The following is a 17,790-nucleotide window of genomic DNA, read 5'->3' as shown; positions in this document are numbered from 1 at the left end:
CAAGATGGTAAACCTTAATCAATTATTAATTTTTAGCAGCATTGCTAGGCTAATAAATTAGTACTGAATCTTCACTGCTAACTTGCCCAAAAACCTTTTGTACTAGATAATCTAGAGGGATCGGCCAATGAATATTAATACATTTACCACAGAAAAAGAAAAAGATAAACCTCTCAATGAGGATTTATCTGGCAAAGAACAACGGTTCATCAATCATGAACCAGAAAGTTCCCTACTTAAAAAACCAAATTCCACAGCATCAAGTTCACTATTCCAAGGAATTCATCGCGGTCGCGTAGCTATTTTTATTGATGGAATCAATCTCTTTCATGCAGCTTTGCAAGTGGGTTTAGAAATTGATTATCTCAAACTACTCTGTAGATTAACAGAAAATTCCCGTTTATTACGGGCTTTTTTCTATACTGGTATTGATATGTCACGACCACCAGCAATCCGGCTGCGTTCTCAAGAAAAGCAACAGGGTTTTCTGTTTTGGATGCGGCGGAATGGTTATCGCGTCGTCACTAAAGAATTCCAACCTGTAGAGAGTTATAAAAAACCTAATTTGAATGTAGAAATTGCTGTAGATATGATAAATTTAGCGCCCTACTACGATACTGCGGTATTAGTTAGTGGCGATGGCGATTTAGCTTATGCAGTCAATGCTGTAACCAGCACCGGTGCGAGGGTAGAAGTTGTGAGTTTGCGGGCGATGACCAGCGATAACTTGATTGATGTCGCTGACTATTTTATTGACTTAGATAGCATTAAACAATACATTCAAAAAGATGCTAAATCGGGATACAATTATCGCACTTTATCCAATTCTACTGTTTAATAGGACTTTAGAAATGATGGAAAACTTTTGCTAACGACATATTGACAAAATGCGATAAATAATATGTCAGATGATTAGTTGAAAATTAAAATTTGGGAATTTCTCTGCGTATAATACTTTCTTTAATAGAAATGGATATTTTAATAGTTGAAGATGAAATAGATATTGCGGAATTAATCCAATTAACTTTAGAAAAAGAAGGATTTATTTGCCGAATTAGTCGTGATGGTGTCAATGCTTTGCGGATGTTTCAAGAGCAACCACCAGATTTAATCATTTTAGACTTAATGATTCCTGGTTTAGATGGGTTAGAAGTTTGTGCCAGAATTCGCCAAAAACCAGGTGTAAAAGATCCTTATATTTTAATGCTCACAGCTAAAGGTGAGGAAATCGATCGCGTAATTGGTTTATCTACTGGTGCTGATGACTACATGGTTAAGCCTTTCAGCCCCAGAGAATTAGTGGCGAGAGTGCGCGCCTTGTTACGCCGTAGTCTCCGCCAAGGGGGACAAAATCAAGTCAATCGCAGCCAACATTTTATTGTCGATGTAGACCAGCGTACAGCTAGCCGCCAGTTAGATTCCCAACAAGCGGAAGTCTTAGACTTAACAACTCTAGAATTTAACTTGTTAACTACCTTTGTCAGCAATCCCGGTAGAGTGTGGAACCGCAGCCAATTAATTGACAAACTTTGGGGTGATAACTTTTTTGGTGATGAGCGTGTAGTTGATACGCATATAGCGCGATTGCGGAAAAAAATTGAACCAGATCCATCTAATCCTACTTTTATTAAAACTGTTGTGGGAGTAGGCTATAAATTTGATGATTCCACCATGAGCTAAACATTATGAAAAAGGGTTGGCCTTGGACAAAGTCCTTACCTTTAACATCACGCCTGTTATTTTCACACTTGGTAGTGATGGTAGTAGGCGTATTTAGTCTGGTGATCATTAGTAAAATCTCCTCTCCCCGGTTTTTTGTTCTCCACCTAGAACGATTAGAAGATGAAGGGGTAGATTTAATTGATATCCGCACTGAATTAGTGCAAGGATTTGAAATAGCTTGGCAACGCAGTACTCTGTGGTCAGTATTAGTGGGGACAACAGCAGCTGGGGGATTAAGTTACTGGGTATCTCGCCGGATCATGCAGGGATTGACCGATATGGAGCAAATTACCCGACAGTATGCTTCCGGTGATTTTGAAGCCAGATTACCCATATCTGATATTCCCGAAATTAACCAATTAGGTGCGAGTTTTAACCGCATGGCTGATAGTTTACAAGGAGTGGAAACTAGACGGCGGGAATTAATTGGAGATATGACCCATGAACTACGAACACCCCTAACAGTTGTTCGTGGTTACTTAGAACAACTCGCTGATGGCGAAATTGAACCATCAGCAGATGTTTATCGCAGATTAGCCAAAGAAACTAAGCGTTTAGAGCGCTTGGTGAACGACCTGCAAGAACTTTCTAAGGCGGAAGCTGGTTCTTTAGCGATTAATATCCAGCGCGTCAATATTCGTCCTTTATTAGAATCATTAGTAGAAAAATTTACTGACCAATTATTAGAAGATGGCCCGACCCTGCTGTTAGAATGCCCGCCTACACTGCCTTTTGTGTTGGCTGATTTAGACCGCACCGAACAAATACTGGTAAATTTGCTGGGTAATGCAGTCCGTTATACCATTCAAGGTACAATTACCATTCATATTTGGGTTGACTCAAAATACCTGTGGATTGCAGTTGTAGATACAGGTATTGGAATTGCGCCGGAAGAGTTACCCCATGTATTTGAGCGGTTTTGGCGTGCGGATACATCGCGCGATCGCCATTCTGGGGGTACAGGTATTGGTTTAACCATCTCTCAACGGTTAGTTGAACTCCAAGGCGGCAAAATTCACGTAGAAAGTCAAAAAGGACTGGGTAGTAAATTTGAATTTTCTCTACCTTTAGCTTAAGACAAGGTTGGTTTAAGCTAATGGGCGTCTAAATTGCATAACTAATAGGCTGTCAACAGTCAACCGTCAACCGTCAACCATCAACCGTCAACAGCCCTCACGATGGATTGTGCAACTTAAAAGCCCAATTCCCAATGCCCCATGCCCCATGCCCAATGCCCAAATCTAATGTTACGCCTTCAACCTTTCTGGGAAAACTACTCTTATTGACACTCCGTCGCCGTAGAACGGCGAGGATTCTTGGGCTAATCACTGCCCTTTGAGGATTGCTCCCTACCGAGGTCTTACACGATTATGTCTAATCCGAGCTTACTAGAATATCACTTGCTATCTAGTCGCCCTTTTAGTGGACTACTCCCCAAGCGTTTACCCATTTCAGGGTACGTTTGCGTATGCCCTAACCTATCTGTTGTAGATGAGGTATTTCATGTCAGCAGTTAACCTCAAAAGAATTCTCAATAAACCAGAGTTACCATCTTTGTTGCAAAACTTCGCTAATCAATTCAACATAGCGATCGCGGTGGAACTACTAGACGGGACAAAAATCTTGACTATGGGAGAGCATCTGGTTGCTAACCGCTATCCCATTGAAGTGTCAGGAGAAATCATCGGTTGGGTTGTGGGCGCACAACCAGCAACTTTAGTGGCGAATTTGCTTTCATTGCTAGCCAAGCAAGAAGCCGAAAAGAAAGAATTAGCCAAAGAATTATTAGAAAGATATCAGGAAATTGATTTATTTGAAGATATTTCTACTCAACTTACCACTAGTTTAGATCGGCGACAAATTGCTCAACTCGTGCTGCATGAAATGAGTCAATTAATGGAATCTTCTGGCGGTACAATTTTACTTTTGAATGCAGATGCTACAGCTTTTGAAACTTTGGCTGATTTTGGCGATTTCTGTCAGTACAATCAACCAAAACCGGGTAAAGGAATTATCGGGGATATTGTTCAATCTGGTAGAGCCGAATTGATCAATAATGTACCAGCCGATCCGCGATTATGGCGAGAGAATAATATTCAGGCGTTGATTTGCGTACCCTTACGCGCTAGAGAACGGATATTAGGCGCGATCGCTATTGGTGCAGATCGGATCGATGCTTACAAAGCAGAACACTTGAAACTGGCGAGTATCTTTGCTTCCCAAACTGCGATCGCTCTTGAAAAAGCATTACTTTACGAACACAGTATTCAAGCTACCGCCCAAGCCAAAGCCCAAACCGAAAAACTGCAACAAGCTCTCCACGATTTGCAATTAGCTCAAACCCAGTTAATTCAAAGCGAAAAAATGTCCAGCTTAGGACAACTCATCGCCGGAGTCGCCCACGAAATCAATAACCCTGTAAATTTTATTTGCGGTAATTTAAGATATGTTACCGACTATGCCCAAGACTTATTGCATCTGTTGCAGGTGTATCAAAAATTCTTAACTGTTACCCCAGCAGATTTGGAATCAGAGCTAGACAATATCGATGTGGAATTTATTATGGAGGATCTCCCCAAATTACTTGATTCGATGAAAATGGGGAGCGATCGCATCGTCGAAATTGTCCAATCGCTGAAAAACTTTTCCCGCCATGACGAATCTCAAAAGAAACCCGTCAACATTCATCATGGCATTGATGGAACGCTGATGATCCTTCGCCATCGCCTGAAAGCAGCTACCAATCGTCCAGAAATTGCCATTATCAAAGAATATGCCTCACTCCCCCTGATTGAATGCTATCTCGGACAGTTGAATCAGGTATTTATGAATATCCTTTCTAATGCCATTGATGCTTTAGAAGAGTCCATAGTCAACAATCCTGAAGAATTCACTCAACCCCAAATTACCATTCGTACAGAACTCCTGAGCGATCGCTGGGTAGTAATTCGCATTGCTGATAATGGCCCGGGAATGGAAGAGGAAGTCATGCGGCGCATTTACGATCCATTTTTTACTACCAAAGAACTAGGTAAAGGTACTGGCTTAGGCATGGCAATTAGCCATCAAATTGTTGTGGAAAAACACCAGGGAATTCTTAAATGTCGTTCTCAACCAGGACAAGGTACGGAATTTTGGATTCAGATTCCTGTAGATTCGGCAATGGTAGAAGTTGTTGAACCAAAAAATAGCAACATTTCTGACCCTGTCGTCTCAGTAATTTCTCCCACAGAGTCATCTCCCACCGCCGATCCAGAAGGCTTTATTCCCTCCACAACTCCTATGCTCAAACCAACGGATCTGCTAGCACGCCATACTCAAATGTTACAGCAACTTTCCCAACACAATCCAGATGTGGCAGCTGCTACTCCTGAGCAGATTTACGAAATTTTCCAACGCCATCCGATTTCCTTAAAACTTTACGCCACCTTATTGTCTTGGTTTTATTGCCCCAACTCTACCCCAATCCATCATTCAGAGAACAACTATGTCCAACCAAATTGAGCAATACAGCCGTCAGCTATTAGAAACCTGTCCTCTGGGTATGGTACTTTGTCGTATGGATGGGACAATAATTTACATTAATCCCGCCTATGCGGCGATTGTGGGGCGTACTGTCTCGGAAACTCTCAATTTCCCCTACCCCATCAAGCCAGATATATTAGAACAACTCCAACAAACTACTTGCTACGGGACTCATGAACAAAAGTTAATTCATCAAGATGGGCATTTAGTTCCTGTCAAAGTGTCAGGACAAATCATAGAGCAGGATGGAGAATCGCTAATTTGGTCGATTGTAGAGAATATTAGCGATTTCAAGCAAATCCAACAAGAACACCAACAATCAGAAAAAAGCTTAAAACAGAGCGAAGCGAGATATCGTTCCTTAATTAAGACTAACACCCAAATTATTTGGGTTAGTTCCCCCGAAGGAATTTGCTTTGAACTCGAAGATTGGATCGCCTACACAGGACAAACTTTAGCCGAAGCAGAAAACGGCGGTTGGATTGAGGCTGTTCATCCTGACGATCGCGGCTACACTGGTGAAGCTTGGGGTAAGGCTGTCGCCAACCTCAGTCAATATCAAATTGAATACCGCATCCGGGGTAAAGATGGTAACTATCGCTACTTCTGGGTTTGGGGCGCTCCCGTAATTGAAGATGACGGGAGCGTGCGGGAATGGATTGGTACCTGTACCGATATTCACGATCGCAAATTAGCTGAAGCTGAAAATCGCCGTCTCAAAGAAAGATACCGTTCCCTAGTTGCAGCTACCTCTCAAATTGTTTGGGGAGCAACTCCCGAAGGATTAGGTATCAGTAGTGAAATGATGACTTGGATGGCTTACACAGGACAAACGGAAGCAGAAGTTACTGACTGGGGTTGGATTGATGCTATTCACCCTGAGGATCGTCCCCATTCCTTTGACGCTTGGAGTACGGCGGTAGCGAAGCGAGGTATTTATGAAACTGAGTATCGTCTTTTGGGTAAAGATGGTAATTATCGCTATTTTTCGGTATGTGGTGTTCCCGTATTAGAAGCAGACGGAAGTATTCGCGAATGGATTGGTACCTGTACAGATATTCACGAACGCAAATTGGCTGAAGCCAAAAATCAACGCTTGCTGGATATGTTGAATCATTCCAGCGATGCCATTATTGTGCGTGATATGAGCGACAAAATTCTGTACTGGAATCAAGGCGCAGAAATACTCTATGGTTGGAAGCGCGAAGAAGTCAAAGACCAATACATTTACAAATTTATCCAAAAAATCTTTCCCCAACCCAAAGAATTAATCCTCGCCGAGTTATTACAGCAAGGTAATTGGGAAGGAGAAGTCCAACACCTTACCCATGATGGCAAACAAATTACCGTCCAAAGCCGTTGGACATTGCAACGCGACATCAACCAGCAACCCAGCGCCATCCTGGAAATTAATACCGATATTACAGCCCGCAAGCAAGCAGAAATCGCTCTGCGACAACTCAATCAAGAACTAGAAGCCAGAGTAGCCGAACGCACAGCAGCCCTACAAAATACCTTAGCTGAAGCCCAAGGTTTAAACGCGATTTTAGATAACCTCGCTGATGCTTTACTGGTGACAGATGTGACTGGACAAATTACCCACTTCAATCCAGCTTTTTTAACTATGCATGGATTGACAGCCAGCCAACTCAACGGACATTATCGAGAATTACCAATATCCGGTTTAGGACATTTAATTGAGCAAACCCAGTCTCATCCCCAAGAGGTATTTGCGGCGGAAATTGCCTTAGCTAAGGAGAAAATTGGGCAAGCAGTTGCAACCGCAATCTTTAAGAAAACCGTAGAAAATGAACCACCTACCTGCTTTGGTTCCGCCTTAATAATTCGCGATATCACCGCAGAAAAAGAAGTTGACAAGATGAAAACAGACTTTATCTCCACGGTTTCTCACGAACTGCGGACACCCCTAACTTCTGTTCTTGGTTTTGCTTCGATTATTAAAGAAAAGCTCGAAACCGATGTCTTTCCCATCTTGACAACCGACGATCGCAAATTGCAAAAAACCATCAAGCGGGTAGGTGATAATCTTAACATTATCGTTTCCGAAGCTGAACGGCTCACATCCTTGATTAACGATGTCTTAGATATCGCCAAAATGGAAGCAGGGAAGGTAGAATGGCACATGGAGCCTGTAGATCCCAGTGAGTTAATTGACTGGGCAAGCAATTCTACATCAGCATTATTTGAAACTAACGGCTTACAGCTAATTACGGAAATTGAACCAGGATTACCGCAAATAATAGGCGATCGCAATCGGCTGTTGCAAGTCTTGATCAACCTGATATCTAATGCCGTCAAATTTACTCAATCTGGTTCTATTACCTGTCGTCTTAAACAACATCATGATGGTGTTTGTGTTAGCGTCATCGATACAGGTATTGGAATTGCACCAGAAGATCAGCCAAAAGTCTTCGAGAAATTCCGCCAAGTTGGTGACACCCTCACCGATAAACCCAAAGGTACCGGTTTAGGCTTACCCATCTGCAAACAAATTGTTGAGCATCACGGCGGTAAAATTTGGGTAGAAAGCGAACCAGGTAAAGGTAGCACATTCTCCTTCCTCATTCCCTTTTACACCAACGAGCATAAAGCCAGTGCTAATCTCAATCTCGAAGCATTGGTGAAGCAGCTTAAAGAACATGTCATCGTCACCAATTCCGTCTTGCATGAGAACCGCAAAACTATTTTGGTAGTCGATGATGATATCAATATTCGCGAACTGTTGCGCCAACAACTAGAAAATGAAGGCTATAACGTCCGCGAAGCCAAAGATGGGATGGATGCAATCCAGCAAATCAAAATCCACCGTCCCGATTTAATTTTGCTAGATGTAATGATGCCGCAAATTAACGGCTTTGATGTCGCCGCCGTCCTCAAAAACGATCCGCATACCGCAGATATACCGATCATTATTTTGTCAATTATTGAAAATAAAGAACGAGGTTACCATATTGGCATCGATCGCTATCTTACCAAGCCAATTAACACTGAACAACTCCGCAGCGAAATTGGCTCACTGCTTTCTCAAGGTACTTCCAGTAAAAAGGTGTTAGTTGTAGATCGCAACGCATCAACTTTAAAAACCATCTCGGATGTATTGCAAACTCAAGGCTATAACGTAATTGAAGCCTCCAATCCCCAAGAATGCATCAACAAAGCCCTCTCAGTCAAACCTGACATGATTATTATCGATGCTCTTGTCTCCCAAGAAGCTGATTTAGTGAAAACTCTCAAGTTTGAGAAGGAATTGGAAAATGTATTGTTTATTATGCTGTCCGATAATTTCCAAAACGAACGAGGAAGATAAACAATTCAAAATTCAAAATTCAAAATTCAAAATTATATTTGCCCAATGCCCAATGCCCAATGCCCAATGCCCAATACCCAAATAATATGACTCAAAAAATTTTGATTGTTGACGATGAACCCAATATCGTAACTTTAATGGAACAAGCCCTAGAAGCCCTAGAAGATGAGGGTGTTGAACTACTCACCGCCAGAAACGGGGAAGAAGCGTTAGCAAAAATTAAAACTGAAAAACCAAATTTAGTTTTTCTCGATGTGATGATGCCGAAAATGAATGGTTTAGAAGTTTGTCATACTGTGAAACACGATTTGCAAATGACTGATATTTATATCGTCATGTTAACAGCCAAAGGGCAGGAGTTTGATAAACAAAAAGGTATTGATGTAGGTGCCGATTTATATCTGACTAAACCCTTTCGCCCCAAAGAGGTGCTAGAAAAATCAATGCAGGTGTTGGGTTTTTGAACAAGATTTATGAAGACGAAAATTTGTCTTCTGTTTCCCGCAGGTTTCTGGCGGGAAAATAGGGATTAGGGGAGAGCAAATAACTCAATTAATCGGGGATAACTCGAGAAAATAAACTTATATGTTGGCAGAATTGGCTGTTTTAACTTAAAATAAACAATATCACCATAAATATCCATTATTTTGATTCTATACAGGTTGCAATGTAGCATCATATACAAACTTCTTCGTCAAACGATTAAGCAAATTGCTGCGCATACAATATATTGACACAAGGTAGTCATGATGATGTCATATCAAATTGCTAGTTTAAGATTTAGAAAACCTAGTTTTTAAATCATGGATAGTGAGAGACTAAACTCTTATTTTGGTGCTAGTAAAAATCAGCTTTTATCTCTATTGTGCTGAGATTGATGAGACCTATCACTCTCAATCAACAGATTTTTTACTGTCTGTGTAACTGCAGTTGACAGTCAAGGATAGTGAAAATTTAGGTAATTGCTATACAACTACAACCAACTCATCATCGAATATGTCTACCTTCATATTAGCTGCATTTTTGGTCAGCCTATTAACTGCTTCTGGTTGTGCGGCGATCGCTTATCTATTTCCAAATAACCATTCTCAAGAATAATTGCTGCAAAATGTCAAGTATAGTTTACTTAATTTACCACAGCAGAAATGATTAAACTGTGATATTGTCGCCACCTTGCCGATTAATTACTAATCGCAAAACTGACAGTCCCAAAATGATTAAGAATAATACTAATCCAATTGTACAAGCATAACTAATTTCCAAATTGCTAAATGCTTGTTCATATAAATAGTAAACAATTGTTTTTGAGCGATTTAGCGGCCCGCCTTGGGTCATAATATATACTTCTTCAAACACTTTGGTTGCGGAAATAGCGGAAATTACCGCCACTAAAGCCAGATAAGGCTTCATTAAAGGTACAGTAATATCCCAATGTTTGCGAATACCATCTGAACCATCAATGGCTGCGGCTTCATACACATCAGCAGGAATTGATTGTAATCCTGCTAAGTAAATTACCATGTAGTAGCCTAAACCTTTCCAGACAGTCACAGCCATGACACTGGCTAAAGAAATCGGTACGATACCAAAAATTTTCATGGGTGGATTATTATCAGTTAACCAAGGTATCCCTTCAGCCACAATTCCTAAACCTTGTAACAACTGATTCAGTAATCCCTTTTCTGCATACAGCCATTTCCAAGCAATTCCGGCAACTACCATTGAAATTACTACTGGGGTATAGTAAGCTGCTCTAAACCAAGTCATTCCTCTGAGTTTTTGGTTGACTAAAATTGCTAACCCTAAAGGCGCAATTACTAAAATTGGCACTACACCAACAAGATAAATAAAAGTATTAGTCAAAGTTTGCCAAAAAACTTTATCTCGCCACAACTTGAAAAAATTATTCATCCCTATCCATTGTGGCGGTTGAGCAATATCTTCATAACTGGTAAAACTTAGGTAAAAGGCTTGCAATGCAGGCCAAAATACGGTTAAACCTAAAATTATTAAAGCGGGTAGCAAAAATAAATAAGGAGTTAGTCGTTGTTTAATTAACAGCCAATCTTTAGCAGATAATTGATGCATAAAAGTATTTTTTTAGTTTAAGTTTATCATTCAGATCCCCGACTTCTACCAGAAATCGGGGATCTAAACAACGCAAAATAACAAAAATAAGTCAGAGAAAATAACTATATTACACAATAATTGTATTTGAGCAACTAATTAGCGATAAATTAATTATTTGGAGGGGAAAAAGATTTTTATGCAGGTTGCAAGCGCTACTAACGGATGGATAAATACAATTGACTCGGAAAAACCAGAAATCATCGCCAAAGCGCAAAATTTGATTATTAATAACATATATTGCACTTTATCTACTTGTTCTCCAGCAGGTGAACCTTGGGCATCACCTGTATTTTTTGCTTATGATGAACACTGGTATATATACTGGAGTTCGGCTATTGTTTCCCAGCATTCACAAAATATTTATCATAATTCTGGACGGGTTGCGATCGCTATTTTTAATTCCAGCGTGGCTCAAGGTTCGGCAGAAGGTGTATATTTGTCTGGTGCTGCGGCTGAGATAAATGCAGATGATATTGAAAAAACGATGAAATTGCTAGAAAAGCGAGCGAATAAGCAACTTAATCGCACTGTCGCAGATTATTTACATGATTCCCCCCGCAGAATCTATCAATTCCAACCTCAACAGGTATGGCTGACAGGTAATCGCCTAGCAGTTGGTAATCAATTAGTCGATACGAAGATTAAGATCAGCTTATCGAGCTTTTTGAACTCTAAACCACATCTCTAAAAATTAGTACAGTCGGCATTGCCCACCATACACATAGCATATTTCCGGTAAATAAGGTACGCGCTTCGGGGTATGGCACTGCCCATTGGTGTCAAATTAAGTTCTCTGGCTTACCCAACAAATCGCCCACAGGCTGTAAGCCTGGGGCTAACGTTACATGAGCTTACCTGCGTGGGCTAAGAAAATTTAGCCCACGCAGGTGGGCTTTGTTCAATTAGCCGCACCCTTCCAGGGTGACGGCGGTTTATTGGGTAAGCGAGGGGTTGGGGATGAGGATAAAACCTTATCAACCAAAAGGGTTTCGCGTTAAGTTGACACGTATGGGCACAGCCATACCCCTACAATCAACGATTATCTGTACTCGTGACAAATTACGAATTACGAATTACGAATTATCACTTGCTTCCTTCCAGTAATTTTGGTGTTTTTGTGCTGGAACCGTATAGTTCAACAAATCTTTTAAACAGCAACATGGTTTGATGATTAGAAGCTAAACTAAGATGAAATAAACGCTCAATATTTTTTTCGTAGAGATTGCGCAAATAAGGTAAGTCTTCAAACAAAGTTAAACAAGATGCAAAATGCAATAAAACTTGTAGTATTGGTTTCGGCCAGTCTAAATCGCTGTAGATTTCTATAAATAGATGATGCTCTCGCTGAGATAGCGGTAATGCATAAAACATTACTGTGATTCTTTTACCATTATAGACGGGAATACTTAATTCAATGGTATAGGGAGTATGTAAAATTAAATCTACCTCAACTATCGGCTGTCGCCAAATTCTTAAAGCGTTTAATGGAGAGTCTAACACTGTTTGAAACTTGATTGTACCACCGCCATCTGTCTTCTGGAATGAGCTAATATTAATTACTCTTAAATTATTCAGACTAAACTTGTGGATAGTTTCTAAATGCTTTAAGTTCAACAAATGATAAATCTGGCACAAATAAGGCACTGGTAAAATATATTCCTGACTGATCATGTGCCGCTTTTTTAACTCAAAGCGATTATCTTGAGTCGGGCAAAGGTATCCATGAATATTCTGTGAATCCGTTTCTGGTCTTAAATACAGCCAACTTAAAAAGAAGAATGAAGCTGTAAATAATTGGAATACTTCTAAAGCAGATATATAACCATCAGCAAAAGCGGCGAAGCTTCTATCTGTGATGCCAAAAAGCCATGAGGGAATTCCCGCTAGCCAAACGCCATTTTTAAGTCTGGCTATAAAAAGCGCTAGTTCAAATTCTAGATTATGCGGATTATTTTTGGTAATTTCCGTATCCTTTAGGGGAGAATTTATAGGCATTTTAATTTAAGTTTTAGATATTTCTAATTACGCATATTCTAGCTATGGATAAAGTTTGAACCCTCTATCTTTAGCTGGAAATGTGCGAAGGAAGATGTTTAAGACTATTTGTTTGTGAAGCTGTATATTTTTTTATTTAACGCAAAGGTACGCTAAGGTTAGCGCAAAGGTACGCAGAGTTTTTTGGGTTCTATATTTTTGGAGGGTTTTGGTATAAGTAGGTGATTTTATGGGTTGATAATTTTAATGGATGAATAATCAAAGGAGGTATATCTATGAGTTGTTTACTAGATAATAAAGAGTAAAATTGAATACAGTTTCAGGGGGAAAGAATTGTAGTGAAAGTAACGGTAAATTTATAGGCTGTAGATGAGAAAAGACGAAACAGCCGATAGTTGTTGCTTTGGCAAGAGTTAGATGATAGCGATCGCTTGTTGCTAACCTGATATCAGCAACATAACTATTTCTAGCCTAACCTATAGAATTACTGGCTCGAAGGCTGTATGATTTTTAATTATTTTTAGAAAAATTCCCCTAAACCCGGCAGCAATGACTATCCGCCATGCAAATGAAGATGACTTACCTGCTATTGTAGCAATTTACAATGCTGCAATTCCTAGCCGCATGGCCAGCGCTGATTTAGAGCCGGTATCGGTAGAAAGTCGCCTGAATTGGTTTCGGGGGCGATCGCCTTCGCATAGACCGCTCTGGGTGGTAGAAGAAAACGGTATAATTGCCGGATGGCTGAGTTTTCAATCTTTCTACGGGCGACCAGCTTACAATAATACTGCGGAAATTAGCATTTACATTCAGCCAGACTTTCAAAAATGTGGTTTAGGGCGAAAACTCCTAACACAAGCTATTGAAAAAAGCCCTAATTTAGGTTTAAAGACTTTAATTAGCTTTATTTTTGCCCATAATCACCCCAGTTTAAAATTATTTACCAACTTCGGCTTTAAACCTTGGGGACATTTACCCAATATCGCCGAACTCGATGGTATTGAACGCGATTTAGTAATTATGGGCTTGCGAGTGAGTGATTAAAAATGGGTATTGGGCATTGGGCATGGGGCATTGGGCATTGGGCATTGGGCATTGGGCATGGGAAGATTGATTTTTATGGTTCTTTGTGAGAATTAAGACTTTTGTTAAAAGTCTAATGACTAATGACTAATGACTATTGACTATTGACTATTGACTATTGACTATTGACTATTGACTATTGACTATTGGCTAGGAACTAAATTATGTCATGGATGGAATTAAGCCTCGATACCACAAATGAGGCGGTTGATTGGGTATGTACGCTATTGGCTAAAAATAATTTTACTAGCGACGTTTATATTAAAAAGTATACAGAAGTCGAGAGTGGGGAAATTGCAGCAGACTGGGCATTTACTATCAGTTTATACTTACCCAATGATGTTTATGCAGATATCCAAGGCTCAGAAATCGCGCAATTACTCTCGCCATTACAGCGCACGGGAATGGCTACCGATTTGCAGATGGCTGTGGTAGAAGATAAACCAGCAGATACAGAAGTTGCGAGTTCGCTGATACATCGGATTGGTGAAAGGTTTGTCGTGGTGTCTACTGATACAAATTATACTTCTAAATATGAGGAAATTACTTTAAGACTTAAACCGAGCTTGGCTTTTGGTAGTGGTTTACATCCAGCAACGATACTGAGCCTCAAATTACTTGAACGTTATGTTACCCCTGGGATGAAGGTTCTGGATTTAGGTTCTGGTTCCGGGATTTTGACTGTGGCGATCGCAAAATTGGGCGCAAATGTTTTAGCTTTAGATAATGACAGTATCGCTGTTACAGCAACTCAAGACGCTGTATTGCGTAATAATGTAGAGCAACAAGTCACCGTCACCGAAGGTAGTTTAGGATGTGGTAGCGATTTAGGACATTGGTTAGGGGGAGATTCTATTAATAATGTACCTACAGTTACCGCGACAAATCAATTTAATTTAATCGTTGCTAATATTCCCGGTAGATTTCATATTGCTTTAGCTGCTGATTACCAAAAAGCGCTATGTACCACTCATATCGATGGTGGATTAGTAATTTTAGCTGGTTTTACCGATGATTATGAGGAAGATTTAGCTGTAGCCTTCACTGATTTAGGATTTGAATATGTCGATTGTGAGCGACAAAATGAATGGGTAGCACTAGCCTATAGATGGAAATCAAATTAAGTAGCTTTGGGGGAATAAACTCAAATATTTTATTAACAGTCTCTAGGCTTGTAATTCTTACACACGACAAATCACAGCCTTAAACAGCTATCTTTAATTGCGCTGCCATAATAAAACCAATTCTCTTAAATGAAACCCAAAATTTAAATCAGCCAATTCTTTCTACATCTCAGGTTCTTTTACTGCACCAACCTATTTATTCATGGTGTTGGCATTACTAGCACTTGTTCGCCTAAACCATTTAGCTGAATAGTTGTTTCTCCCAAATCCAAAACTAGTTGATTTTGATTTTTAGTAGTATAAGCTCCAAAATTTCCCCCCATTTGATTTAGCAGTTTGCTTAAATCAGCTAAATCTTCTAAATTTGTCACGCGCAATGCACCCAGATGTCCATAACGATTAGTTTTATCTAATCCAGCTTTAGTCCAAGCTTGAGCTACTTCCAAAATATTATTGATATAAAGCGCATCATTTTCTGGGTTAAAGTCTACAATTACATCCTTACCGCCATCTTTACCATCAATATAAAAAACATCATTCCCAGAACCGCCTGTTAAGTCATCATCACCTTTAGCGCCTACTAGTAAATCGTTACCATTTTGAGCAGATAGTCTATCAGAACCATCTCCGCCAATTAATACATCATCTTTATCTCCACCTTGGAATTTATTGTTACCAATATCACCAGAAATGAAGATACTAGATTGAGATTGGTTGGCGAAATTCTTATTACCAGCAACGTTAGTGACTACAATATCATAAGCACCTTGTTTAGCTGCTATAGATGCTTTATCGGGACTGGTAAAGCGCGTCCAAAAATTATGATCTGCATAACCTAAATCCTCAGTGCGCTGCAAATCTTGCCAAGCTAAATTACCTAACTCGGTCAAAATTTCTGTGTTAGTACCATTAAAATAATAAGCATGACCACCTTTTCCATAGGTCAAATCATTATTATCATTAGCAATTCCTACCCAAGCAATTCTGCCAATTTCCCGTGACTGAGCTGCTACCATCATATTGGAACTAGCTTGAATAACGCTTCTGCCAATATTTTCTGAGCCATATTCGCCTACTATCATGGGAATATCTTGCGCCTGGAGTTGATCGAAATAAGCGCCAATATCTTTATTTACCCACTGATCGTAAACATGGATAGAAAAGACAATATTTTCGTTACCTGCCATAATATTTTGAGCAGCGTTAGCAATTGTCCGGGTGTGATAATCTTGTCCCCAAGCTTCTCCATCAACGACAATTACATTGTTAGCACCTTCGCCTCGGATAATATCAATTAATTGACGATGATAATCTGCCCATTTTTCCGGTTGAGCCTTGCTATTTCCGGGTTCGTTATGTAAGTTAAACCAAACATAAGGATTATCTTTAAATTCTCTCGCCATTGCGCGCCAATAGTCTTTGAGAATTTCCCATTGATCGCCTTCGTAATATCCACCGATGCGATCGTGAGCGTCAAAAATAACTACAGCACCTTGACTTGTATAGACATCAACAATTTTGTGGTTAGTTTGATAATTATCTTTTGCTGGGTGGGGTTGATTATAACTACCTAATAAATAGTTAGGAACTCTGATAGTATTAAATCCCCAACTTTTTAAATAAGTATCATAACTCCGATCCCATGTAAAGGCATTGATACCTTTGGCAATAAATTCTTGTCCGTTGGGGTCATAAATTCTATTACCAATTGTTTTAAAGTTAGCAAATTTTAAGGGTGGTAAGGTAGCATTGATATTTGTTTGAGTATAATTGGTGCCGATAAGATTAGAGCCGTATTCCCCTGGTATTCTGGAATCCTGATTGCGGCTTTGACCTAACTTAGCCCCAATATTCTTGCCATTATCCTCATTTCCAATCATGCGATCGCCTGTGTCAAACATGACTACCGCATTTTGAAGGGTATATATATCTGTAATTTTCTGGTCTATTGTTTCATTATCCCCTATAGAACCCAGTTGATTATTGTTGGTTAAATCATCCTGAGGATATCTAATAGCATTAGAACCCCAGCTATCTAAATAAATATCGCGTATTTCATCCCAAGTGAAACCATAGAGTCCTTGGGTAATAAATTCTTGTCCATTGAGTCCAAAAATTTTATTTCTGATTACCTGAACGCTGGAGAAGTTTGAATTGCTATTTAGCATTTTATAAAAATCTGATGAATAACCATCCAATATTTACAGCTTGAACAAATTACAACAATGTCAGATACACTTATTTTATTTATTCATAAATCTCCTGATATTTGCTTACACGCTTATTGGAAAAATTTGAGATTTTATCTATATATTTAGCCAAGAAAAGTGTTGAAAGAGATAGCTATTTCTTGAGCCGCATTAATATGTTTCACAACTGAATGTAGAGAATTTAAGCAGGTTTGACAGCAAAATTAGAAGTAAAATAACCTATGCGCAAGGAAACAATAAATATTGATATTCACTAAATTAATTAATAGCCATAATACTGTGCTTTATTTTTTTTTAATAGACTAGCTTCCTAGGTTTGTTCCCAGCCACGGAAAATTTAAAAAAGCTGTCTCCAAATAGCAATAATACTTAAATAGACAATAAATAATTATACTAATTTTGTACGCGAATATACAGCAGATATTACCTTACTACTATGCATTGTATGGCGTAGCGCAAGCCTAACTCCCCTGCACTCACCAAAGCTGAACGACGAGTAGAAAGAATGCAGATGATCAATCCTCAGTTAGATCTTGGCAAAAGTTTCTCAAAAAGGTGAGCTAAACATTTATTCTGAGAAAATGCTGATGAGTATTGCCTCTGTCTATGGCAAAAATAGTAATGAGTATGGCTGGGGGAACGCGCAGATCCGATCGCAAAAAATCACGTATCG

General features: G+C 39.5%; 12 protein-coding genes. 9 read left to right on the top strand and 3 right to left on the bottom strand.

Annotated elements, in window-relative coordinates; all coding sequences use genetic code 11:
- The first annotated feature begins 127 nt into the window (after positions 1–127).
- The 6 genes from H6G08_RS19930 to H6G08_RS19905 all read left to right on the top strand — a co-directional run bounded on the left by H6G08_RS19930 (position 128) and on the right by H6G08_RS19905 (position 9,039).
- Entirely contained in the window at positions 128–838 is a 711-nt protein-coding gene (locus H6G08_RS19930) for a LabA-like NYN domain-containing protein (protein ID WP_096642362.1), read from the top strand.
- A gap of 131 nt (positions 839–969) precedes the next feature.
- Positions 970–1,680: a response regulator gene (locus tag H6G08_RS19925; protein ID WP_190546054.1), complete on the top strand. Its 711-nt coding sequence runs from the start codon at positions 970–972 to the stop codon at positions 1,678–1,680.
- A 5-nt stretch (positions 1,681–1,685) separates the two neighbouring features.
- Entirely contained in the window at positions 1,686–2,798 is a 1,113-nt protein-coding gene (locus tag H6G08_RS19920; protein WP_199322668.1) for a sensor histidine kinase, read from the top strand.
- Between the two features lie 427 nt (positions 2,799–3,225).
- Complete coding sequence (locus H6G08_RS19915; protein ID WP_190546052.1) at positions 3,226–5,226, top strand: sensor histidine kinase; 2,001 nt, start codon at positions 3,226–3,228, stop codon at positions 5,224–5,226.
- A complete protein-coding gene (locus H6G08_RS19910; RefSeq protein ID WP_190546050.1) occupies positions 5,210–8,575 on the top strand; it encodes a PAS domain S-box protein in 3,366 nt (1,121 codons plus the stop codon). The genes H6G08_RS19915 and H6G08_RS19910 overlap by 17 nt, the downstream gene beginning before the upstream one ends.
- A gap of 86 nt (positions 8,576–8,661) precedes the next feature.
- Complete coding sequence (locus tag H6G08_RS19905) at positions 8,662–9,039, top strand: response regulator transcription factor (RefSeq protein WP_190546144.1); 378 nt, start codon at positions 8,662–8,664, stop codon at positions 9,037–9,039.
- 685 nt (positions 9,040–9,724) lie between these two features.
- Here the strand turns inward: H6G08_RS19905 and H6G08_RS19900 are convergent.
- The gene (locus tag H6G08_RS19900) at positions 9,725–10,663 is read right to left on the bottom strand and encodes a carbohydrate ABC transporter permease (RefSeq protein WP_190546048.1); all 939 of its coding nucleotides are present in this window, start codon (positions 10,661–10,663) and stop codon (positions 9,725–9,727) included.
- 178 nt (positions 10,664–10,841) lie between these two features.
- Here H6G08_RS19900 and H6G08_RS19895 point away from each other — a divergent pair, with 178 nt between their 5' ends.
- Positions 10,842–11,393, top strand: coding sequence for a pyridoxamine 5'-phosphate oxidase family protein (locus H6G08_RS19895; protein ID WP_190546046.1), 552 nt, complete (start codon positions 10,842–10,844; stop codon positions 11,391–11,393).
- 395 nt (positions 11,394–11,788) lie between these two features.
- Here H6G08_RS19895 and H6G08_RS19890 read toward each other — a convergent pair whose 3' ends face one another.
- Positions 11,789–12,700, bottom strand: coding sequence for a hypothetical protein (locus H6G08_RS19890; RefSeq protein WP_190546044.1), 912 nt, complete (start codon positions 12,698–12,700; stop codon positions 11,789–11,791).
- 549 nt (positions 12,701–13,249) lie between these two features.
- On the opposite strand from H6G08_RS19890, the gene H6G08_RS19885 reads away from it, so the two are divergent.
- Together H6G08_RS19885 and H6G08_RS19880 are read left to right on the top strand one after the other, a co-directional pair.
- On the top strand, positions 13,250–13,744 hold the full coding sequence (locus H6G08_RS19885) for a GNAT family N-acetyltransferase (protein WP_190546042.1): 495 nt from the start codon (positions 13,250–13,252) through the stop codon (positions 13,742–13,744).
- Between the two features lie 203 nt (positions 13,745–13,947).
- Positions 13,948–14,907 carry a 50S ribosomal protein L11 methyltransferase gene (locus tag H6G08_RS19880; RefSeq protein WP_190546040.1) on the top strand — a complete coding sequence of 320 codons (960 nt, stop codon included), beginning with the start codon at positions 13,948–13,950 and terminating at the stop codon, positions 14,905–14,907.
- A 200-nt stretch (positions 14,908–15,107) separates the two neighbouring features.
- On the opposite strand, the gene H6G08_RS37595 is transcribed toward H6G08_RS19880, so the two are convergent.
- Positions 15,108–17,075, bottom strand: coding sequence for a cellulase family glycosylhydrolase (locus H6G08_RS37595; RefSeq protein WP_190546038.1), 1,968 nt, complete (start codon positions 17,073–17,075; stop codon positions 15,108–15,110).
- Between the last annotated feature and the right edge of the window lie 715 nt (positions 17,076–17,790).

It is taken from the genome of Calothrix anomala FACHB-343, assembly GCF_014696435.1.
Taxonomy (GTDB): Bacteria; Cyanobacteriota; Cyanobacteriia; order Cyanobacteriales; family Nostocaceae; genus Aulosira; species Aulosira anomala_A.
This window is presented reverse-complemented; position numbering and strand designations above follow the sequence as displayed.